Origin of the sequence: Sphaerospermopsis torques-reginae ITEP-024 (genome assembly GCF_019598945.1) — a bacterium.
Taxonomy (GTDB): domain Bacteria; phylum Cyanobacteriota; class Cyanobacteriia; order Cyanobacteriales; family Nostocaceae; genus Sphaerospermopsis.
The window spans coordinates 2,640,866-2,661,215 of the sequence record NZ_CP080598.1; the positions used below are offsets into that span (position 1 = coordinate 2,640,866).

At 38.2% G+C, this 20,350-nt stretch carries 21 protein-coding genes and 1 pseudogene; 11 read left to right on the forward strand and 11 right to left on the reverse strand.

What is annotated here, in order from left to right; all coding sequences use genetic code 11:
* Window positions 1-91: 91 nt before the first annotated feature.
* From K2F26_RS12375 to K2F26_RS12400, 6 genes and pseudogenes are all read right to left on the reverse strand, one after another.
* A complete protein-coding gene (locus tag K2F26_RS12375; protein ID WP_220608064.1) occupies window positions 92-1,459 on the reverse strand; it encodes an NAD-dependent succinate-semialdehyde dehydrogenase in 1,368 nt (455 codons plus the stop codon).
* 158 nt (window positions 1,460-1,617) lie between these two features.
* Window positions 1,618-2,499 carry a ribosome biogenesis GTPase YlqF gene (gene ylqF / locus K2F26_RS12380; protein ID WP_220608065.1) on the reverse strand — a complete coding sequence of 294 codons (882 nt, stop codon included), beginning with the start codon at window positions 2,497-2,499 and terminating at the stop codon, window positions 1,618-1,620.
* A gap of 48 nt (window positions 2,500-2,547) precedes the next feature.
* On the reverse strand, window positions 2,548-2,913 hold the full coding sequence (locus tag K2F26_RS12385; protein ID WP_220608066.1) for a VOC family protein: 366 nt from the start codon (window positions 2,911-2,913) through the stop codon (window positions 2,548-2,550).
* 87 nt (window positions 2,914-3,000) lie between these two features.
* Window positions 3,001-4,218 carry a M20 family metallopeptidase gene (locus tag K2F26_RS12390; protein ID WP_220608067.1) on the reverse strand — a complete coding sequence of 406 codons (1,218 nt, stop codon included), beginning with the start codon at window positions 4,216-4,218 and terminating at the stop codon, window positions 3,001-3,003.
* 97 nt (window positions 4,219-4,315) lie between these two features.
* Complete coding sequence (bioD, locus tag K2F26_RS12395; protein ID WP_220608068.1) at window positions 4,316-4,993, reverse strand: dethiobiotin synthase; 678 nt, start codon at window positions 4,991-4,993, stop codon at window positions 4,316-4,318.
* An 86-nt stretch (window positions 4,994-5,079) separates the two neighbouring features.
* Window positions 5,080-6,799, reverse strand: a pseudogene (locus K2F26_RS12400) (protein kinase domain-containing protein).
* Between the two features lie 660 nt (window positions 6,800-7,459).
* Here K2F26_RS12400 and K2F26_RS12405 point away from each other — a divergent pair.
* On the forward strand, window positions 7,460-8,476 hold the full coding sequence (locus K2F26_RS12405) for a ribose-phosphate pyrophosphokinase (RefSeq protein ID WP_220608069.1): 1,017 nt from the start codon (window positions 7,460-7,462) through the stop codon (window positions 8,474-8,476).
* A 175-nt stretch (window positions 8,477-8,651) separates the two neighbouring features.
* On the opposite strand, the gene K2F26_RS12410 is transcribed toward K2F26_RS12405, so the two are convergent.
* Window positions 8,652-9,230: an HD domain-containing protein gene (locus tag K2F26_RS12410; RefSeq protein WP_220608070.1), complete on the reverse strand. Its 579-nt coding sequence runs from the start codon at window positions 9,228-9,230 to the stop codon at window positions 8,652-8,654.
* A 107-nt stretch (window positions 9,231-9,337) separates the two neighbouring features.
* A complete protein-coding gene (gene lepB / locus K2F26_RS25315; RefSeq protein WP_220608071.1) occupies window positions 9,338-10,405 on the reverse strand; it encodes a signal peptidase I in 1,068 nt (355 codons plus the stop codon).
* A gap of 127 nt (window positions 10,406-10,532) precedes the next feature.
* Between lepB and K2F26_RS12420 the strand changes: the two genes are divergently transcribed.
* From K2F26_RS12420 to K2F26_RS12445, 6 genes are all read left to right on the forward strand, one after another.
* Window positions 10,533-10,730 carry a DNA-binding protein gene (locus K2F26_RS12420; protein ID WP_220608072.1) on the forward strand — a complete coding sequence of 66 codons (198 nt, stop codon included), beginning with the start codon at window positions 10,533-10,535 and terminating at the stop codon, window positions 10,728-10,730.
* 26 nt (window positions 10,731-10,756) lie between these two features.
* Window positions 10,757-11,017 carry a hypothetical protein gene (locus K2F26_RS12425; RefSeq protein ID WP_220608073.1) on the forward strand — a complete coding sequence of 87 codons (261 nt, stop codon included), beginning with the start codon at window positions 10,757-10,759 and terminating at the stop codon, window positions 11,015-11,017.
* Window positions 11,018-11,482, forward strand: a complete 465-nt coding sequence (locus K2F26_RS12430; protein WP_194053473.1) for a type II toxin-antitoxin system VapC family toxin — start codon at window positions 11,018-11,020, stop codon at window positions 11,480-11,482.
* Window positions 11,483-11,662: 180 nt separating this feature from the next.
* Window positions 11,663-13,453, forward strand: a complete 1,791-nt coding sequence (gene typA, locus K2F26_RS12435) for a translational GTPase TypA (protein WP_194053471.1) — start codon at window positions 11,663-11,665, stop codon at window positions 13,451-13,453.
* 320 nt (window positions 13,454-13,773) lie between these two features.
* Window positions 13,774-13,935, forward strand: a complete 162-nt coding sequence (locus tag K2F26_RS12440; RefSeq protein WP_220608074.1) for a hypothetical protein — start codon at window positions 13,774-13,776, stop codon at window positions 13,933-13,935.
* Window positions 13,936-13,998: 63 nt separating this feature from the next.
* Window positions 13,999-14,634: a Uma2 family endonuclease gene (locus tag K2F26_RS12445; RefSeq protein ID WP_220611866.1), complete on the forward strand. Its 636-nt coding sequence runs from the start codon at window positions 13,999-14,001 to the stop codon at window positions 14,632-14,634.
* Between the two features lie 34 nt (window positions 14,635-14,668).
* Here the strand turns inward: K2F26_RS12445 and K2F26_RS12450 are convergent, their stop codons facing one another.
* Window positions 14,669-15,706 carry a hypothetical protein gene (locus K2F26_RS12450; protein WP_220608075.1) on the reverse strand — a complete coding sequence of 346 codons (1,038 nt, stop codon included), beginning with the start codon at window positions 15,704-15,706 and terminating at the stop codon, window positions 14,669-14,671.
* Between the two features lie 296 nt (window positions 15,707-16,002).
* On the opposite strand from K2F26_RS12450, the gene K2F26_RS12455 reads away from it, so the two are divergent.
* Window positions 16,003-16,281 carry a hypothetical protein gene (locus K2F26_RS12455; RefSeq protein ID WP_220608076.1) on the forward strand — a complete coding sequence of 93 codons (279 nt, stop codon included), beginning with the start codon at window positions 16,003-16,005 and terminating at the stop codon, window positions 16,279-16,281.
* 275 nt (window positions 16,282-16,556) lie between these two features.
* On the opposite strand, the gene K2F26_RS12460 is transcribed toward K2F26_RS12455, so the two are convergent.
* Together K2F26_RS12460 and K2F26_RS12465 are read right to left on the reverse strand one after the other, a co-directional pair.
* Window positions 16,557-17,345, reverse strand: coding sequence for an endonuclease/exonuclease/phosphatase family protein (locus tag K2F26_RS12460; RefSeq protein WP_220608077.1), 789 nt, complete (start codon window positions 17,343-17,345; stop codon window positions 16,557-16,559).
* Window positions 17,346-17,372: 27 nt separating this feature from the next.
* Window positions 17,373-17,816: a DUF29 domain-containing protein gene (locus K2F26_RS12465; RefSeq protein WP_220608078.1), complete on the reverse strand. Its 444-nt coding sequence runs from the start codon at window positions 17,814-17,816 to the stop codon at window positions 17,373-17,375.
* 187 nt (window positions 17,817-18,003) lie between these two features.
* On the opposite strand from K2F26_RS12465, the gene K2F26_RS12470 reads away from it, so the two are divergent.
* From K2F26_RS12470 to K2F26_RS12480, 3 genes are all read left to right on the forward strand, one after another.
* Window positions 18,004-19,161: a DUF58 domain-containing protein gene (locus K2F26_RS12470; protein ID WP_220608079.1), complete on the forward strand. Its 1,158-nt coding sequence runs from the start codon at window positions 18,004-18,006 to the stop codon at window positions 19,159-19,161.
* Between the two features lie 200 nt (window positions 19,162-19,361).
* Window positions 19,362-19,727, forward strand: a complete 366-nt coding sequence (locus tag K2F26_RS12475) for a ferredoxin-thioredoxin reductase catalytic domain-containing protein (protein WP_220608080.1) — start codon at window positions 19,362-19,364, stop codon at window positions 19,725-19,727.
* Between the two features lie 6 nt (window positions 19,728-19,733).
* Window positions 19,734-20,126 (forward strand): DUF309 domain-containing protein, encoded by a 393-nt coding sequence (locus K2F26_RS12480; RefSeq protein ID WP_220608081.1) that lies wholly within the window; start codon window positions 19,734-19,736, stop codon window positions 20,124-20,126.
* The last annotated feature ends 224 nt before the right edge of the window (window positions 20,127-20,350 follow it).

Below are 20,350 nucleotides of genomic sequence, written 5' to 3' on the forward strand. Positions count from 1 at the left end.
GGAATTTTAGATTTTAGATTGGAGATTTTAGATTGGAGATGGCAAAAACAATCCAAAATCCAAAATCCAAAATCCAAAATTGTATCACCTGTCACCTAACCCAAACCGTTTTGATATTCACAAATTCATGAATACCTTGAATACTCAACTCTCGCCCATATCCAGAACGTTTAATTCCCCCAAAGGGTAAACGCGGATCTGATTTCACCATGCCATTAATAAATACTGCCCCGGCTTCAATTTCTTGAATGAGGCGATTTTTTTCTTGTTCATTATTTGTCCATGCGCTTGCACCTAAACCAAAGGGTATATCATTAGCTAATTTGATCGCTTCATTAATATCCCCAACTCGGAATAATAAAGCCACTGGACCAAAAAATTCTTCTTTAGCAATAGGATGTTCTACCGGGATATCTATGATAATAGTAGGTGGGTAAAAATTGCCAGGTTTATCTTTTAAAGCATTACCACCTGTGAGGACTTTAGCACCATTTTCTACCGCAATTTTCACCTGATTTTCTAAATCTTGGCGAATATCGGGTGTTGCTAATGGTCCAATATCTGTATCTTCTGCAAAAGGATCACCGATTTTCAAAGTTTGAAATTTTGCTAATAGCATTTTTTCAAACTCATCGGCAATTTGATCAGCAACAATAAACCGTTTAGCTCCGATACAAGATTGACCATTATTGATCATCCGTGCTGTGACTGCGGTGGCTACTGCTAATTCTAAATCAGCACTTTCTAAGACTATAAAAGGGTCACTTCCCCCTAATTCTAAGACAGTTTTTTTAATTTGTTTACCAGATGCAACCGCTAAAGAAGCACCTGCGGGTTCACTTCCAGTTAATGTAGCAGCTTTGATCCGATCATCTGCCATTAAATCAGCTACTTTTGTAGCACCTATTAATAATGTTTGAAAAACTCCTTTGGGAAAACCTGCACGGTTGATAATATCTTCTATCGCTAAGGCACATTGGGGGACATTAGATGCGTGTTTGAGTAAACCTACATTGCCCGCCATTAATGCTGGTGCTGCAAACCGGAAAACTTGCCAAAAAGGAAAATTCCAGGGCATAACGGCGAGAATAATCCCCAATGGTTGATATTTTATGAAGCTATGACTAGCATCGGTACTAATGGTGACATCAGCTAAAAAACTGGCGGCATTTTCGGCATAATAACGACAAACAAGGGCGCATTTTTCCACTTCTGCGATCGCAGATTTTAAGGTTTTACCCATTTCTAAAGTCATTATTTTGGCAAAATCAGCCTTTTCCTGTTCTAAAATATTCGCTGCTTGAAGTAACCATTGCGATCGGTCCTCAAAACTTGTTTGACGATACTCCTGAAAACTTTGCTGGGCTAATTCCACTTTAGCCGCAATTTCCCCATCCTCCAGCGGTTGAAAGACTTTCAGAGTTTCCCCCGTAGCGGGATTAATGGTAGCAATAGCCATTCCCTGATCTCCTGTTAAAAACTAACTTCAGGTAGTTTCCTAGTGTTACACACATTCACAATAGCAGCTACCATCAAAATTGGGTGTTTCTTATTAAAGGCAGGAGATCAAGGAGTCAGGATATCAAGAGAGCAGAATATTTAAAAGTTAGAAGCTAATTATTGCAGTGGAATTTCTAAAGGTATATTCCCTAACAATCCTTTGCGAAAATCGCTAACTAAAGTTCTAGCAGCGCGTTCGATATCTCCTTTATAACGATGTTCTGCGAGAACGTGCAAATATTCTTCTCCTGTGTGAATAATAGAATCAACTTCGTAGCGTGAAAGTAATGGGTGTGGTGGTAATAAATGAGGATGGCTTTCTTGCAGTTCGTTTAAAATATCTACAAAAGCAGCAGCTACTAATTGATTATCATAGGATGCTTCGCCAATATCATCACAAATTGCTAATTTGACTGCGGCTGCTTGATCATCTAATCTAGCAGGAATAACACCAGGTGCATCTAATAATTCTAATTGTTCAGAAATTCGCACCCATCGTAGTTGACGAGTCACTCCCGGACGCGCTGCACTTTCAACAACTCGCTTTCCTAACAAACGGTTAATTAATGCTGATTTTCCCACATTAGGAAAACCAATGACGACTGCACGGACAGGACGGGGTAACATTCCTCTTTGTTTTCGGCGTTCATTCAATTCTACCCCTGCTGCTTGCGCTGCTTTAGCTATGGCTGTGATACCTTGACCATGTTGAGCATTAGTAAAATAAGGGGTCTGTTCTTGGCTTTTAAACCAGTCTACCCACAGCGATCGCACTTGGGGGTAAATCATATCTAAACGGTTAATTACTAACACCCGCGACTTACTCCCCACCCATTCATTCATTTGCGGATGGTTTGTAGCTAAGGGAATACGTGCATCCCGCACTTCTAATATCACATCTACCCTTTTTAACTGTTCTTTGAGATTTTTTTCAGCTTTGGCAATGTGGCCAGGATACCATTGAATTAAATTTAATTTGTAATTTTGTGTGATGGACATTGGTGATTGGTGACTGGTGATTGGGTAAAAATAACTAATAACTAATAACTAATAACCTTGATGTAATATTAAACGATTGCCATCGGGGTCATAAGCGTAAATTTCTCTGCCGTGGGATGCTATAGAAATCTTTCCTGGTGGGGGATAACCTAAAGATGTGAGGTGTGCGATCGCATTTTCTAAATTACTCACTTCTATACACAAACTTAGCGGACTTTTGCTATTGCTTACAAATTCTGATTCATCATTTTTCTTTGCTTTAAATATACCTAAAGTTAAACTCAGGATGTTAAACTCAGCATAAACATTAGGTATCATCTTTTTTGGTTCTTGTTCTAGTAACTGAATATAGAAATTTACCAATTGATCAAAATTTACCGTGCCAATGGTGACTAATACATTATTATATTCCATAAATGAATAAATTATACAAATTTTATAAAATTATTAAAATTAGGAACAGGCAAGATGCCTATCCCACAATTATCACATTAGATTAGATTAGTTCAAAAATTTCTCTACACATCTAACAAACATTTCTACACCCATAGCTAACGCTGTTTCATCAAAATCAAAGCGCGGATGATGATGGGGATAATTTAATTTTTTCTCGGCATTGGCAGAACCTAAAAAGAAATAACAACCAGGAACTTCTTGCAGGAAAAATGACATATCTTCACTACCCATAATTTGACATTCTGGGATAATATTCACAGGTGTTTCTACTACTGTTTCTGCTACACTTCTCACTAACTCTGCTATTTCTGGATCATTAATGACTGGAGGATAAAGATTGACATATTCTAAGTCATAATTAGCGCCATGAGTTTGACAAACTCCAGCAATAATTTGTTCAATCCGTTTTTCAAAAAATCCTGCTAAATCAGTGTTAAAATATCTGATAGATCCACTTATCCTTGCTGTATCAGCAATTACATTCATTCTCGTTCCTGCATGAAGTTCACCTATTGTCACTACTGCTGATTCTAAGGGGTTGACGTTCCGCGCTACAATTGTTTGCAAGGCGTTGACAATTTGGGCTGCAACGATAACTGAATCAACGGTTTGATGGGGAAGTGCGCCGTGTCCACCTTTGCCTAAAATTGTACAGTTAAAATAGGATATAGCTGCCATAAAAGAGCCAGGACGAACTCCGACAGTCCCCACAGGTAAATCATTCCACAAATGTAAACCGATCATGGCATCAACATCTGGGTTTTTCAAGACTCCAACTTCAATCATCGGTTTTGCACCACCTGGACCTTCTTCTGCGGGTTGGAAGATGATTTTTACAGTACCGCTGAAGTCTTGACGATGTTGTTGTAGGTAGTATGCTGTACCCATTGCGATCGCAGTATGTCCATCATGTCCGCAAGCGTGCATCACTCCCTTATGCTGGGAGCAATAAGGTACTTCATTTTCCTCTTTAACTGGCAGGGCATCCATATCAGCACGGATACCCAAAACTTTACCATGTCCAGATTTTTCACCTTTGATAATAGCAACAATGCCAGTTTCCGCAATACCTGTTTGATGTTCTATTCCCCAACTTTGCAACTTTTGGGAAATATACTCAGCAGTCAGTTTTTCTTGAAAACCTAACTCTGGTTTTTGATGTATGCGTCGTCTCCATTCTATCAACTGTGGTTGTAAAGAACGAATTTGTAACCGCACATGAGCGAGATTTTCAGTACCAGAATTTGGGATAGTAGAAATCATAATTGGTAATTGGTAATGGGTAATGGGTAATTGGTAATGGGTAATTGGTAATTGGGTTATTTACTTCCCCTACCTCCTGACTCCTGCCTCCTGCCTCCTACAATAATCTTTCCCAATCTAAATTAGATCCAACTTCCGCCAGTAGTTCTAAATTAGTGGGTGCTTCTAAATAAGGTAAACAACCTAAAACGGGTATGTGAGTAAATGATTCAATTAACTCCGGTGGTGTTAAGTCAGCTATTTCCTCATCAAATCGGGGTTGTGTACAATTAAGGACAATTCCCCGCAAATTAATCTTAGCTTGTCTTGCTAATGCTACATTAGCCACGGCTTGAGCGATCGCACCTAATCGCACAGGTACAACTAAAACCGTAGGTAAACGCCATTCACCCGCTAAATCAGCTACCGTCAATTCATCCGTAACTGGTGAACCTAACCCTCCCAAAGATTCCACCAACAAAAAATCACTTCGCTGTTGCAACTTTAACAAAGTTTGCCAAACCAAACCTAAATCTATAGTCCGATTTTCCTTAGCAGCAGCAATGGGTGGAGCTAAAGGTGCTTGAAAATACAAAGGCGTGAGTTCTTCTGGAGTCTGACGTAGTGTAAAAAGTGACTGATATAACTCCTTGTCACCCTCCCCAGATTGAATGGGTTTCATAATCCCCAAGCGGCTTTGAGGGCGATATTTTTGCCAATAGGCTGCTAGGGCTGTAGTCACAAAAGTTTTACCAGCCCCAGTATCAGTCCCTGTAATTAGTAATGTGTTTGACAATTTACTTACGAGTAATTACTGTAAAAATAGAAAATTTTGCCCAGCCGGAAAATAGCTGGACTATCTTTAATTTAGCGTTAATCGCGCTAATTACTAGGCGTAATTTCTGGTGTGGTAGTAATTTCGGGGATGGGATTATTTTCTGGTGAGTCTGTACTAGGTGTTTCCGTGAGTGTGGGGGTGGGAGTTTCGGTGGGGGTGAGGGTTTCGGTAGGGGTGGGGTTTCGGTAGGGTTAGGGTTGGGGTTTCGGTGGGGGTGGGGGTTTCGGTGGGTGTAGGTTCAACTGGGTTTTCTAAAGCGACATTCAAACTATAATCACTTTCAGCCACTTCTGTGGACAAAGTTAATTGAATACTGTATTCACCATTATTTGTTAATAACCCTTGATAAGAAGTAACTCGCTCTGAATCATAACCAATCGGTTGTCCATCAGCAGTTAGCACAGTTAACACAACTCCACTTTCCTTGTCAACAGCTACATTTAACTTTTGCCCAACATCACCCGTAAAACTGTATTTAATTATTTCACCAACCTTGATAGTACCATCTACCTTAATTGTGTTAGATGTTCCGAATGTTAAACGTTTTGTATAGACAACTTCAGTATTAGTCGGTGTTGGTGTTGGTGTTGGTGTTGGTGTTGGTGTTAATGTTAAATCTGGTGTCGGAGTAGATGTCACACCGGGAATAACAGGAGAAGGAAAACTTTGGGGCGTGGTTGCTTGTTCTGGTGGTGTTTGTGATTGTTGACTGCGAAGAGAATTAACCACTGTCCAAGAACCAAATCCTGCTAAAATTACCACAGCACTGCCAATAGCACCAATAGCTAACGGATTATCTAAGATAGAGCTACTTTGATGCGGTGGAATTACTGGAGCAGGTGTGTTGGGTGTTGGTGGTAAAGGATCGGGACGATGACTAACAGCAACGGTTGGTAGATATGATACCTCTGGCTGCGGGATATGGGGTTGATCCAAAGATTCTAAAGCTGATAATACATCCTTAGCACTTTGATAGCGATCGCCCGGTACATAACTTAACATCCGATTTAAAACTTCAGCAAATCGGTGATTCACTTCTACCCACTGCTGCCAGTTCCAAGTCAGTTGGGTTTCATTAAATAACTCTGCTGGTTCTTTTCCCGTCAACAAAACTATAGCTGTTACCGCTAGTGCATACAAATCACTATTAGGATAAGCTTTACCAGACTGCATTTGTTCACTAGGAGAATAGCCCGGTTTCCCCACCGTTGTCACCGGCTTTTTTTCCGGGGTAGATAACCGTGTAGCTAGTTCTTTCACCACCCCAAAATCAATTAATACAGGTTTTTGATCAATATCCCGTAAAATCAAATTATCCGGCGAAATATCCCGGTGAATAATTCTCTTGTTGTGAATATGCTCCAAAACGGGCAACAAAGAGCGTAGCAGATGTAATACCTCAACTTCAGTGAAAGCTTGACTGTCAGGGCGACGTTCATTTAAGAGGGTGTGATAGGTCTTCCCGCTAATGTAATCTTGCACCAAAAACAAGCGTTGATCTTGGGAAAACTTTTCTCGAAACTTAGGTATTTGCGGATGCTCGATTTGATATAAAGTGGCTGCTTCGCGCTCAAACAGTTCCTGGGCTTTTTTCCCACCATAAACACCCGTCTCCGTGAGCATTAATTCTTTAATTGCACAAAGTTCGTTAAAGCGTCTTTCGTCTTCTGCGAGATAAGTTCTACCAAAACCCCCTTGTCCAAGAATGTTAATGATGTGATAACGATTTTGTAGAACAGTACCAACTTTAATGGGTGGTTGCATAATCAATAGATTAAGTGTAATAGCAACTGAGCTAGAAATTAACTAAAGCATAAACGTGGTAATTGGTAATTGGTAATTGGTAATTGGGAAAAACACCAATGACTTCCCCCTGCTCCCTGCTCCCCTGCTTCTTCCCCAGTCCCCAGTCACCAATATAGAAGATCGAATAACTGAGTTTCTCAATTTGATGCTAGTATCATAAAATAAGTACCAGCATCTTGAAAGCTAAATTGTTGGTTTTCAACATTCCGCAGTCAGAAAATTTCTATTGTCCCCTGCTTAAATTATCAACTAGCATTGATCATTTTCTGTGGGACCGATTAATACTGGCCAAAATTGGAAAAAATTTTGAATTTATGTGCAAATAAATTGATCTCAGTGATAAAAGAAACGGTATAATAAGTAATCTACCATAGCAAATTATCAAATATTTGGGTGGTTCATTCCAATTTCCAAAAATGGAACTCTGAAACTATTGATCAAAATAGATGTCAGTATATTCCTCATTGGTTTTTTCTCAGAAGAACTAGAAAATTAGTTAATGTAAGTATATGGAGAAATATTGCAAGTTTGTATAGAAGTTTCAACAAAACTTACAAATGTTTTGTTTAGTCTATCTATGACCGTGAAATCTGCTAAATCTCTGATGATAATATCGCCATGAATGCACATCGAGGATCTGCTGTGCTGAGTTCTGCAACTTTGACAATGCACCCAGTCACCACAGGACTGACTGAAAATCACCGTCTGCGGCTGTTTTCTGGCTCTGCCAATTTACAATTATCCCAAGAAGTCGCTCGTTACCTGGGGATGGACTTGGGTCCAATGATTCGTAAAAGATTTGCGGATGGAGAACTGTATGTTCAAATCCAAGAATCTATTCGCGGTTGTGATGTCTATTTAATCCAGCCAACTTGCCAGCCAGTTAACGACCATTTAATGGAATTACTGATCATGATTGATGCTTGTCGTCGCGCATCAGCACGGCAAATTACCGCAGTAATTCCCTATTATGGTTATGCCCGCGCTGACCGCAAAACCGCAGGACGAGAATCTATCACCGCTAAACTGGTTGCTAACCTGATTACTCAAGCTGGTGCTAGTCGTATTCTTGCAATGGATTTACACGCAGCACAAATACAGGGGTATTTTGATATACCTTTTGATCATGTTTACGGTTCACCCGTAATACTGGATTATATACAGAGTAAACAACTACATGATGTTGTAGTTGTTTCCCCTGATGTGGGCGGTGTTGCCAGAGCCAGAGCATTTGCCAAAAAATTGAATGATGCACCTCTGGCAATCATTGATAAACGCCGTCAAGCTCACAACGTCGCTGAGGTTTTGAACGTCATCGGCGATGTCAGAGGCAAAACGGCAATTTTAGTAGATGACATGATTGATACAGGTGGAACAATTACCGAAGGGGCGAAATTACTCCGTCATGAAGGCGCTAGTCAAGTATATGCTTGTGCTACCCATGCAGTATTTTCACCGCCAGCGATTGAACGCTTATCAAGTGGCTTATTTGAGGAAGTGATAGTTACTAACACTATTCCTATTCCTGAAAGTAATCGTTTTCCTCAGTTAGTCACGCTGTCAGTTGCTAATTTACTTGGTGAGGCGATTTGGCGGATTCACGAAGATAGTTCATTAAGCAGCTTATTCCGTTAGATTGCTGATTAAATCATCCTTGGGGATGATTTTTATCTGGAGTCAGTAGGGGTTTAGCACTGCTCATTGGTGTCAACTTAACGTAAAACCGATCACCCGACTGGGAATGAATTCCCAGTCTAATAGCAGAAGTCATCTAAAGATGACTAAAAACACCCATAAATCTATAGCACTGCTAAACCTTTACTAAAGTTTCTAATTCTGTTACTACTCGTTCTAATTCTTCTGTTAATTGTGTAATTTTAGTATTTTTATTAGTTTTATTAAAAGCATCCACTAAGGCGCGATAATACCACAAAGTTCCTTCTTTACCAGCTTTGAATCTTTCCCACACTGCATCACCTATTAAACGATAGTCTTTGAGAATTGATCTAACATTATAAAGTTTATCAGCACAAGAAACCAGCAACACGGAAGGGGAAGCGGTGGAAATATGAGCGAGATATTTTTCTTTGCGTTGTTTCCAAGGGGGTTTAGGGATGGTGTCTGCGTCGGTGCATCCGTCAACTATTGCGGTGATGTTATCCCCAAAAAGACGACGAATTTCTTCTCTGGTGGCTGCTCCTCCTTGGTCTTCTATGGCATCATGTAATAATGCAGCGATCGCCTCATCTTCGTTTGCTCCATATTCTAAGGCTATGCTGGCTACTCCTAATAAATGGCTAATATAGGGTACTCCTGAACCTTTTCTGATCTGGGTTGTGTGGAGTTGGTGTGCGTAGGTTAATGCTTGGGTGAATTTTTCTGTTAGCATTTTTTAAATGGGTATTTTGGGTTTATTTTCTAAGTTTAGAAGGATTGAACCACGAAGAACACGAAGGAAGAGGAAGAAGAAGAGAAGAATAAAAAAATAAACAACTATCAATTAATCTTTCCTATCCGATCCGGTGGAAAAAATATTTTAGATGCTTTACCAATAATCAAATTCCGGGGTACAACTCCCCAGCATCTTCCATCAAAACTGTTCATGCGATTATCCCCTAATACTAAATATGAATCCGATGGTATGGTGACAGGTTTAGATAAATAGGGAGTTGATATACAAACATCAATTTCTGTACGCTGGTTTGAGGCTAAATATTTATCTTCTGCTAATGGTTGATTGTTAATCAAAACTTTCCCATTTTTGAGTTCCACTTTTTCATTAGGTAGGGCTATTATTCTTTTAATAAAAGCCTCTGTATATCCTTCTTTGATGAGTGATTCTGTTGGAGAAAACACTATGATATCACCACGTTGAGGAGGTTCAAAATGATATATCAATTTATCAACTAAAATGCTATCAGCTTCCCAACGATTTAGTTTGCCATGTAATGTAGGTTCCATCGCTGCTGTAGGTATCCATCTTGCTTCTGCTATGTATGTTCTCACAGAAAATGCCAAAGCGAAAGACAATATAATTGAAATTATTGGTCCTAAAGAAACTAAAAACGCTGTTTTTTTTGATGTTTCTCGCTGCACTGGTGATAAGCTATATGCTAAATAAGAAATACCAGCATAAATTACTGGTAAAAGCACAGGGAGAAAACTGGAAACTATCAAGATAATGATAATTGCTACAATTCCTAATAACCATTGACCAAGATAAAATTGACCTAATCCCCAAAATAGCTGTGAGAGAAACATTGCTAACCAAGGATCTTTATTTTGTTTTCTCAGTTCTTCAAATTCCTGGCTATTCTTACTTTTAGCACTAGCGTAAGCATCAAATAAATTCCAAAATCCAAAAATCACATTTAATAATAAACAAGCAACTGCAAATAATATATTTACTGTGGGACTGAGAACTAACCAAAGACTCAATATAAATAAGCTAATAGTTACTAATATGAATAAATATCCTTTTATCTGATATCCGGTATATATTTGTCCTATTCCGGGAAAGATTTTTGATAAATTAACTGCCAGCCAAGGTTCTTTATTAGACATCGGTTTTATACCTCAAGATTCTTTTAATTATGTACAGAATTATACTTTATTTAGTATATTATGACTTGAACCATATATTAAAATATGCTTAAAATATAAAAAACACTAGCTTTTATCAACAATGACTATGGCTGCAATTACTATCAATATTCCAGAGGAACAATTACAACAACTGCAAGCAATGGCACAAGCAAATAATATCTCGCCTGAAGAATTATTACGTGCTACAATAGGACATTGGCTCAATTATCCCAAAAACGATTTTGAGGAAGCTGCAAATTATGTACTCAAGAAAAATTCTGAGTTGTACCGTTGTCTAGCATGATCCGTTACCTGACAAACTAAGAACCTATGCCACAAACGCTTCTGAATGAAATTATTAACCAGCTAAATAGTTTAGAACAGGATGAACTACAACAGCTTAATCGGATTATTCAAATATACCTGACTGACAAAGCACAAGCTGATCAAACCACAAAATTTTATCAAGCACTTTTAAATTCTGGTTTGGTGAAAGAAATTAAACAACCCACTCCCCAACCACAGGAAAGAACTCTCATTCAAGTACAGGGTAAACCTGTTTCTCAAACTATCATTGAGGAACGCGGCTAAATGACAGTTTATTTCTTTGATAGTAGTGCTTTAGTTAAACGCTATGTTGCGGAAATAGGTTCAAGTTGGGTTGTGAGTTTGTGCAATCCTAATCTGAAAAATACTGTATTTATTGCTGCTATTACTGCTGTGGAAATTACTGCGGCAATTAGTAGACGTGCAAAGGGCGGCAATATCGCTCTCACAGATGCTAACACAGTATATTCCCAATTGAAAAATGATATTCAATCGGAATATCAAGTAATTGAAATTACAGATACTATTATTAATTCAGCTATGACCTTGGCAGAAAAACACGGTTTGCGGGGTTATGACGCGGTTCAGTTAGCTGCGGCTAAAGCTGTTAACGATCTTTGCATAGCTAATAATTTGCATCCATTAACTTTTATATCTGCTGATCAAGAATTGAATAATGCCGCAGTCAACGAAGGTTTAGTTGTTGATAATCCCAATAACCACCCCTAAACCGCAATAAACACTCTTGCTATTTCCTGTCAAAATAACAATTTTTGTGACAATTGAGTTAGAATTATTAAAGGTTCGTTACAGAACTGGCAAAAAACCTCCACTTCTGTTAAAACAGCCAAACACTAAGCTAACTAAGCTATTAAATCTAAAAACCCTAAATTACACAACAACGCTCTTATGACGCTCCCAATTCGTAACGTCGCCATTATCGCCCACGTTGACCACGGTAAAACCACTTTGGTTGATGCTCTCCTCAAACAGTCCGGCATTTTCCGCGAAGGCGAAGACGTTCCGGATTGTGTGATGGACTCCAATGATCTGGAGAGAGAGCGGGGAATTACTATTCTTTCCAAAAATACGGCGGTTAAATATAAAGATACCCTAATCAATATTGTTGATACCCCTGGACACGCTGACTTCGGTGGAGAAGTAGAACGGGTACTCGGCATGGTTGATGGTTGCATCCTCATTGTTGATGCTAACGAAGGACCTATGCCCCAAACTCGCTTTGTACTGAAAAAAGCTTTGGAAAAGGGCTTACGTCCTATTGTTGTTATCAACAAAATTGACCGCGCTAAGGCTGATCCTCATGTCGCTGTAGATAAAGTCTTGGATCTGTTCTTGGAATTGGGTGCAGATGACGATCAGTGTGATTTCCCTTATCTGTTCGCTTCCGGGATGGCTGGTTATGCGAAAGAAACTTTGGAAGCAGAAGCGGTAGATATGCAGCCTTTATTTGAGGCGATCCTCCGTCATGTTCCCGCACCTGTGGGTGATGCTAACAAACCTCTGCAATTGCAAGTTACCACTCTGGATTATTCTGAATATCTGGGACGGATTGTTATTGGTAGAATCCATAACGGTACGATCCGCGCTGGACAACAGGCAGCTTTGATAACAGAAAGTGGTAATATTGTCAAGTCTAAAATTTCCAAGTTGATGGGATTTGAAGGCTTGAAGCGGGTGGAATTAGAAGAAGCTTCTGCTGGTTATATTGTAGCGGTGGCTGGTTTTGCTGATGCTTACATTGGTGAAACTATTACCGATCCTAATGAACCTCAAGCGTTACCACTAATTAAAGTGGATGAACCAACTTTACAGATGACCTTCTGGGTAAATGATTCACCCTTTGCAGGTCAGGAAGGTAAATTGGTGACATCTCGTCAAGTGCGCGATCGCCTGTTCCGAGAATTAGAAACCAACGTAGCTTTAAGAGTAGAAGAAACCGACTCACCTGATAAGTTCCACGTTTCTGGACGGGGTGAATTGCACCTGGGTATCTTAATTGAAACCATGCGACGGGAAGGTTACGAGTTCCAAGTTTCTCAGCCTCAAGTAATTTACCGCGAAGTCAGCGGCCAACCTTGCGAACCTTTTGAATTATTAGTTTTAGACGTTCCCAGCGATGCAGTAGGTAGCTGTATTGAACGTTTAGGACAACGGAAAGGGGAAATGCAAGATATGCAACCCGGTGTTGGCGATCGCACCCAATTAGAATTTGTGATTCCCGCTCGTGGTTTGATTGGTTTCCGGGGTGAGTTCATGCGGATGACTCGCGGTGAAGGTATCATGAACCACAGTTTCCTTGATTATCGTCCCATCACAGGTAACATTGAAGCCCGTAACAAAGGCGTTCTGATATCTTTTGAAGAAGGCGTTTCCACATTCTACGCCATGAAGAACGCAGAAGATAGAGGTTCATTCTTCATCACTCCAGGGACTAAGGTTTACAAAGGCATGATTGTCGGTGAACACAACCGTCCTCAAGATTTAGAGTTGAATGTTTGCAAAACCAAGCAGTTAACCAACCACCGGGCATCAGGTGGTGATGAACTGGTACAGTTGCAAGCACCTATAGAAATGAGTTTGGAACGAGCATTGGAGTACATCGGACCCGATGAGTTGGTGGAAGTAACTCCCCAATCTATTCGTCTCCGCAAAATGGCGAAGAAGTTAGCTAAACGCTAATTTATCGGGGGTGGGAAATTTAAACCCACCCTTATTTTTTATTTGTATGTATCTGCGTTTATCTACGTTCTATTCTAAATTCCTGAAAAAAAGTTTTGTGTCAATAATCCCCCCTCTATTCTCAATATTATTGATAATGTTCTCAATTATTTGACGAGTTTTGGTTTTTTCAGCCATTGCTCTTGACAGTGTTTTGAGTTTTTGATATTTTTGTGTAAAATCCCAAGGGATTGATATAAGAGTTTTAAGAAATTATCTCACGCAAAGACGCAAAGGCGCAAAGAGAAGAACGGTTAAAAGATTTACACAAGATACATAAGATGGAAACCTTGATTGATCCTAGTGAGCGTTCTATTTTGGTTTTTCAACCTCATTCTTTACCTTTATTATTATTAGGAAATGATGTTTTACCTGTGTTGGATGGTTTGGGTGTGAATATTACTGTTGAGGATGTTTTTAGTTGGGTGAAAAGGAAAGGTTAAGTTTCACTCAAATCTATTATTTATCTAGTAAAATAGATTTACTAAGTTTAAGGAGTGGAAATGATGTTGTTAGAATTAAAGCGCATTCATGTACCACCAGGACAAAGGGTTTTATTAGAAAATGTCACTTGGACAGAATTGGAAGCAATTTTAGAGGAGTTGGGAGAACATCGTGCTGCGAAAATTGCTTATGATCAGGGAATATTAGAAATTATGACTCCTTTACCAGAACATGAATTTGATAAGGAAATTATTAGTGATTTAATTAAAGCATTATTAGAAGAATTGGATATTGAATTTCTCAGTCTTGGTTCTACGACTTTTAAAAATCAATTTATGGAAAAGGGGATAGAACCTGATCAATGTTTTTATATTAAGAATGAGGGTTTAGTTAGGGGTAAGAAAAGGTTAGATTTAACAATTGATCCTCCTCCAGATTTAGCTTTAGAAATTGATGTTACTTCCCGCACTCATCCGAATATATATGAAGCTTTAAAAGTTCCTGAGTTGTGGAGGTTTGAAAACGGGAAGTTGCAAATTAATGTTTTAGTAGATGGTAGTTATGTGGTGTCTCAGTCGAGTTTGAATTTTCCCGGTTTACCTTTGATTGATGTGATTCCTCGCTATTTGGAAAGTAGTGGAATTAATGGGAGGAATGCAACTATTAAGAGGTTTAGGAATTGGGTGAGAGATCAGTAAAAGAGGTACTTGAAAATGAATATAACCTCATTGATTATTGTCGGATATATCGAAAATTAGGATCTATATCATTTCCAACAGTTATTTTTATATTTATCGTATGTCTTGGTAGAAAATAAAAATTTTTCTCTTCTGGTATATATGGCAACTTCTCAATTAGCTTATCTATTGCTTCGGAATTTCCTGACACTATACCATGTACCCATTTGATACCTTCCCATTGTGTATCTCCTAACAAATTTTCATATAAGCTAGAACTGGAATATTTAAAATCTTTAAACTCGTCAAATATTTCACCAAATAAATGCTGAACTATAAACCAAGAAAAGGGTAAACAACTCTTAAAGATAGACTTATGAACAGTACCTAAATTATATGGTAAATTTTCTATTTCATTGACAAAAATACCCGCAGATAAACTATTTTCTAAAAGTTCTGCTTCTTGATAAAATTTTAGCCAGAATATCCAGAATATGTTGTCAAAAAAATTATTGCGATTTTTAATTGTTTGGTTACGAAGATAAGAGAGCTTTTTTTCTGTAATATTATCTAGCATTGATGGTCTAGGACAATATAGTAAATACTTTATACAATTAACTCCCAATATTTTATTTAAAATTTCTATTCTATTTCTCTGTTTTGTATCTATATCAAACCGACAGTTTTCATTATATGTAATAGGATGCTCAGATTGATCAGGAAATAAACGTTTTGCTTGAAGTAAGTATGCTGCACTCCATGATTCTTCTGGTAGCAAATAATCTTCAAAATTAAGGATAAAACCAATATCTGATTGAGTTATATAACGCTCTACATTCTGATTGTATTCATGAGTGTCAATTGCAAAACTTATATTTAATAGTCCATCTATTTCATTTAAATCTTTATTGAGTTCTTCAAGTGAATATTCTAAATTTTGTTCATCTTGGGTTTCTCCGTCTAAAAGATCGCACAACAAAGAAGTCAATGCAGTTTCAAACCAAGGACGTTTTCGCACTAATCGCTTTGATACTGCTTTATCAATAGCATCAAAGTAACGAATTATAAAATTAGCTGCTTTAGGTGAAATCATGGATACCTAGAGAATTTATTTATGCTTTAATTAGTATATTCTCAAACAACTAACTATACCAGTTAAAACAATGTCAATTTTAGAATTTCTCATAGCCATTAATGGTAACGCTCAGTTATGGAGTGCTGATATAGTTGTTTAACTTAAAAATGAGACAAAAAGTGATAGGTTCTGTAGATAATGATTTTAGGATAACCAAGGCAGTCCAATTGTTTGGAAGATTAAATTTCCGTGGTTATTGTTTAGCTTAATGTCTCAATCTAAAGTTAAATGACTATAATGTATTTCTCGGATTATTGTCCAGTAACCCACATGATCCAAACTCGATAAATAATCTTCATGGAATATATGGTAGTGATTGGGGAGTTTATAGTATTCGTAACTCTTACGGTTTATATGGTAGTCCATACGCTGTATACAGTCCTTATAATACTTATTGTCTTAACCCTCCTGTCGTCATTTATCAAGGTCAACCAGTTTTAGTTGTCACTAGAAATCCTTATTTTCAAACTAATGGAATACCAGTTATTGACCCTGATTTTTTATTAAGTGTTTACGCACAACTAGCAGCTTGACCACAAATGTTGCACAGTTCCACCCCAATGGACAGAATAAATGAGTCAGCGCGAAATACAATGGAGCATATTAATAATGCAACAGCGAGCATTGCTTCTCTGTTCCATTAATCAAAACCAACAAAAAACCTAACTTGAAAATTTACAAAACTCACAAAAAATCTCTCTAAAACTCTCTTCTCTTCGTGTTCTTCGCTTCTTCGTGGTTCATTCTGTATTTAATTTCACGCAAAGACGCTAAGAAGCAAAGACGCAAAGAAAGAAGTTTTATTTTATTAAACAATTTCCAAATCTGCAACAATCCCAAAATGATCCGAAGGATAAATATAACGATTATTCGCTGCTGGTTGATTGAGAATAACTCGACAATCTCGCACCTGTAAACGCTGATTAATAAAAATATAATCTAAAGTCCCCTTCCAAGGTTTCCAACTTCTATTAAAAATCAAAGTTCTCCAAAATTGCCTAATGCGTTTTTTCCAACTAATTTGATCTAACATTGTTGGACAAGTATATTCTGGATCAGTTCCATGATATACTTCATAAGCTGAACGATATCTTTCTTTAATCATTTTAATTCCCGAACTATCAGGAGTACCATTAAAATCTCCCACAGAGATCACAGGTATTTGCTCATCAAATTCTGATAACCAATCTAACATTAATTTTATTTGTTTATTCCGTTTTTTATGTGAACCGGGATACCAAAAATAATGACCATTGCAAATAACAACAGATGTGTTATCATTTAACTGAAGCTGTGCATATTGGGCAATTCTTCCCTGATGTTCTAAATTCAATGCTGCGGTTTTTGTAATCGGAAACCGACTGAGAATAGCTAAACCAAAAGGTAAATCACTATTATTAACATCTTGAGGAACAGCTTTATAAATATAAGGAATATCTAACTTTTCAGCAATCCAAGCGGCGGTATCTTCTGTTAAACTTACTTCTTGTAAAGCAATGATATCAGGATTTTCTGCTTTTAAACCTGCAATCAATAAATCTCGTCTTTGTGTCCAATAATTCAATTTAAACAAAATATTAATGGTGATGATTTTCATGTTTTTAAAAACAAACAATAGTTATAGTTAGGTTGGATAATTGTTATCTAATAAATCTGTCAAGGTGTAAGGACATTTTTCTGGGAAAATATTTAAATCAGTTTTATGTTTCACAAAGTCAACCGCACTTTCATAAATATTATCTAAATCATCCTCTAACTTATTCCTTAAATTTGTGGTTAGATGATTATTTAAATCATATCTAAAGGTTTTAATTTCCCCGCTCCAATGACGATGGTTTCTTTCATATTCTACTTGCCAAAATTGTAGTAATAATAAATGAATGATTATTTGTCTTAAAAGACTTTTGACTTTAGCTAAATCTCTTGTACCCAAACTGATTAATTCCTCTATTAAGTTTTCTACATCAATTTCATTAAACTGTTTCTGTTTTAAGAGGTTAATAGTTGCTTCTAACCATAAATTTTCATCGGTTTCATAGAGTTGTTTTAAGTTGGTGGTAGTTGTCATATTGTTCTTTTCTACCTATATTTCATAATTTAATCATACACAATGACAAAATGATCAATCCAAAACTTTAAAATACTGTACATTTCCGCTAGTTTTGAGTTAAAAAAGAAACTATAGCTAACTAATCAAACTAACTTTCTTCCTCTTTTTACTGTCACCTGTCACCTGTCACCTGTCCCCAGAAATTATGAACATCACCAAAAACATCACGAATTGGTTAGAAACTCACGCATCTGCTCCCAGTTATGGCGGTTGGGTATTAGTCGGTATTGCTATTTGTTATTTAGGTGCTGCTATTAACACAATGGCGGGATGGTTATATGTAATTAGTGGCGTATGTTTGGCTTTATTAGGTGTATCAATATTCTTAGCACCGCGATCGCTCAAAAATCTCGTCGTCAAACGCTCCCCCATCCCACCTGTCACCGTTGGAGATGAACTCAACATTGAAATAGAAATTTATAATCCCACCCCAAAACCTGTAACTTTATTACAAGTTAGCGATATACTTCCCTTCGTTTTAGGCAAACCCATCAAAAATCCAATTGATACCATTGAAGCACAAAATAGTTATCGTTGGCAATACTACCAACCTACCCAACGCCGGGGATTATACAGATGGTATAAAGTAGAATTAGCTACAGGTGCGCCTTGGGGATTATTTTGGTGTCGTCGTCAAAGAGAAAGTAAAGCGATCGCCATAGTTTATCCTACAGTCTTACCCCTGACCAATTGTCCATTAGTGGATGAAATTGGCCAAGACGACAGCGAAAGAAACGATCCGCGAGGAAAACCCTTACAATTAGCAACATCAGGATTAGTGCGATCGCTGCGTCCTTATCGTATCAGTGATCCTACCCGTCTCATCCATTGGCGTACCAGCGCCCGGTACGGAGAATTACGAGTAAGAGAATTAGAGATTATTACAGGTGGACAAGAAGTGATAATTGCTCTTGATACTGCCGCCAAATGGGAAGAAGAACAATTTGAACAAGCTGTCATTGCTGCTGCATCCTTGTATTTTTACGCACAAAGACAAAAACTCCAAGTCCAACTTTGGACAGCAGCCACAGGAGTAGTCAAAGGTGATACCATCATTCTCGAAACCTTGGCAGCAACCAACCCCCTAGAAGACGCAAATACACCACCAGAAAACAATCCTTTAATTTGGCTGACCCAAGACCCTCTTACCATCTCTAAATTACCCCAAGGTAGTCGTTGGGTGTTATGGGAAAATGCCAACTCAACCCCAGAACACAATGTCATTAATGGAGATTACCCCGGTATAATTTTGCAAAGTGAACAAGAACTACAACTGCAACTGCAAAAACCATTAAGTTATTAAGGAGGCAGGAGGCAGGAGGCAGGAGTCAGGAGGTAGGGGAAGTAAATAACCCCATTACCAATCACCAATTACCAATTACCAATTACCAATTACCAATTACCAATTACCAATTACCAATCACCAGTCACCAGTCCCCAGTCCCCTGATCCCCAGCCTGTTGTACAATGCAAAGAAATATTTAAATTATCAAAGCCGATCCAATGATCAATTCAGAACCTAGCACAAAAGCCAGTGATAAAAGCCTAGAGGCAATGCGTTATTTTTCCGAACAATACGCCAAACGGACTGGAACTTTCTTCTGTTCTGAATCTTCCGTGACAGCAGTTGTTATCGAAGGTTTAGCCAAACATAAAGACGACCTCGGTGCGCCTTTGTGTCCTTGTCGTCACTATGAAGATAAAGAAGCGGAAGTTAACGCAGCCTATTGGAACTGCCCCTGCGTACCCATGCGAGAACGCAAAGAATGTCACTGTATGCTGTTCCTGACCCCAGAAAATGATTTTGCTTGTACCAGTCAAGAAATCTCTATGGAAACGATCAAAGAAGTGCGGGATAGTATGGGTTAATAGCAGATGAGCGAAAACCTGCCCCAAGAGTTTTGGCAAGGAGTAGAACAGTTCAACTCTGGACAGTTCTACGCTTGTCATGACACCCTAGAAGCTTTGTGGATTGAAGCAACAGAGCCAGAAAAAACTTTGTATCAAGGTATTCTGCAAATTGCTGTAGCTTTATATCACCTGGGTAATGGCAACATAAGAGGAGCAATGATCTTATTAGGAGAAGGTACTAATCGTCTCCGTCGTTACTCAGACTATGATTGCGGTATCAACGTGGAAAAATTATTACTTGAGAGTGTGGAGTTTTTAAAGGCAATTCAACAGGTTGATATAGAAAAAATCGCTGGTGGTGATGTGGGTGAAAATATAGCCTTGCCTTTACCCCAAATTTCTATGATCAAAGAATAGCAGTTTTCAGGAGTGAGTAGGGGTTTAGCAATGCTAAACCCGTACAAGAGTCAGAATATTTGGTGGCATCAGCAAAGTGAAACCCTACCAATAAAGAAACATTTGGATGCAGGAAACCGTCAAACCTCCAAATTAGAATATGAAGCAACTGCCAAAATGGTAGTTCACAAACAGATCATAAAACTTGTGATCAAACTTGTGATCAAACTTGGAAACAAACAGGT

What these genes read in the sequence shown, in the direction of transcription:
- K2F26_RS12375 (WP_220608064.1), bottom strand. Translation starts at nt 1,459, where the DNA reads ATGGCTATTGCTACCATTAATCCCGCTACGGGGGAAACTCTGAAAGTC.
- ylqF (WP_220608065.1), bottom strand. Translation starts at nt 2,499, where the DNA reads ATGTCCATCACACAAAATTACAAATTAAATTTAATTCAATGGTATCCT.
- K2F26_RS12385 (WP_220608066.1), bottom strand. Translation starts at nt 2,913, where the DNA reads ATGGAATATAATAATGTATTAGTCACCATTGGCACGGTAAATTTTGAT.
- K2F26_RS12390 (WP_220608067.1), bottom strand. Translation starts at nt 4,218, where the DNA reads ATGATTTCTACTATCCCAAATTCTGGTACTGAAAATCTCGCTCATGTG.
- K2F26_RS12405 (WP_220608069.1), top strand. Translation starts at nt 7,460, where the DNA reads ATGAATGCACATCGAGGATCTGCTGTGCTGAGTTCTGCAACTTTGACA.
- K2F26_RS12410 (WP_220608070.1), bottom strand. Translation starts at nt 9,230, where the DNA reads ATGCTAACAGAAAAATTCACCCAAGCATTAACCTACGCACACCAACTC.
- lepB (WP_220608071.1), bottom strand. Translation starts at nt 10,405, where the DNA reads ATGTCTAATAAAGAACCTTGGCTGGCAGTTAATTTATCAAAAATCTTT.
- K2F26_RS12420 (WP_220608072.1), top strand. Translation starts at nt 10,533, where the DNA reads ATGGCTGCAATTACTATCAATATTCCAGAGGAACAATTACAACAACTG.
- K2F26_RS12425 (WP_220608073.1), top strand. Translation starts at nt 10,757, where the DNA reads ATGCCACAAACGCTTCTGAATGAAATTATTAACCAGCTAAATAGTTTA.
- K2F26_RS12430 (WP_194053473.1), top strand. Translation starts at nt 11,018, where the DNA reads ATGACAGTTTATTTCTTTGATAGTAGTGCTTTAGTTAAACGCTATGTT.
- typA (WP_194053471.1), top strand. Translation starts at nt 11,663, where the DNA reads ATGACGCTCCCAATTCGTAACGTCGCCATTATCGCCCACGTTGACCAC.
- K2F26_RS12440 (WP_220608074.1), top strand. Translation starts at nt 13,774, where the DNA reads ATGGAAACCTTGATTGATCCTAGTGAGCGTTCTATTTTGGTTTTTCAA.
- K2F26_RS12445 (WP_220611866.1), top strand. Translation starts at nt 13,999, where the DNA reads ATGTTGTTAGAATTAAAGCGCATTCATGTACCACCAGGACAAAGGGTT.
- K2F26_RS12450 (WP_220608075.1), bottom strand. Translation starts at nt 15,706, where the DNA reads ATGATTTCACCTAAAGCAGCTAATTTTATAATTCGTTACTTTGATGCT.
- K2F26_RS12460 (WP_220608077.1), bottom strand. Translation starts at nt 17,345, where the DNA reads ATGAAAATCATCACCATTAATATTTTGTTTAAATTGAATTATTGGACA.
- K2F26_RS12465 (WP_220608078.1), bottom strand. Translation starts at nt 17,816, where the DNA reads ATGACAACTACCACCAACTTAAAACAACTCTATGAAACCGATGAAAAT.
- K2F26_RS12470 (WP_220608079.1), top strand. Translation starts at nt 18,004, where the DNA reads ATGAACATCACCAAAAACATCACGAATTGGTTAGAAACTCACGCATCT.
- K2F26_RS12475 (WP_220608080.1), top strand. Translation starts at nt 19,362, where the DNA reads ATGATCAATTCAGAACCTAGCACAAAAGCCAGTGATAAAAGCCTAGAG.
- K2F26_RS12480 (WP_220608081.1), top strand. Translation starts at nt 19,734, where the DNA reads ATGAGCGAAAACCTGCCCCAAGAGTTTTGGCAAGGAGTAGAACAGTTC.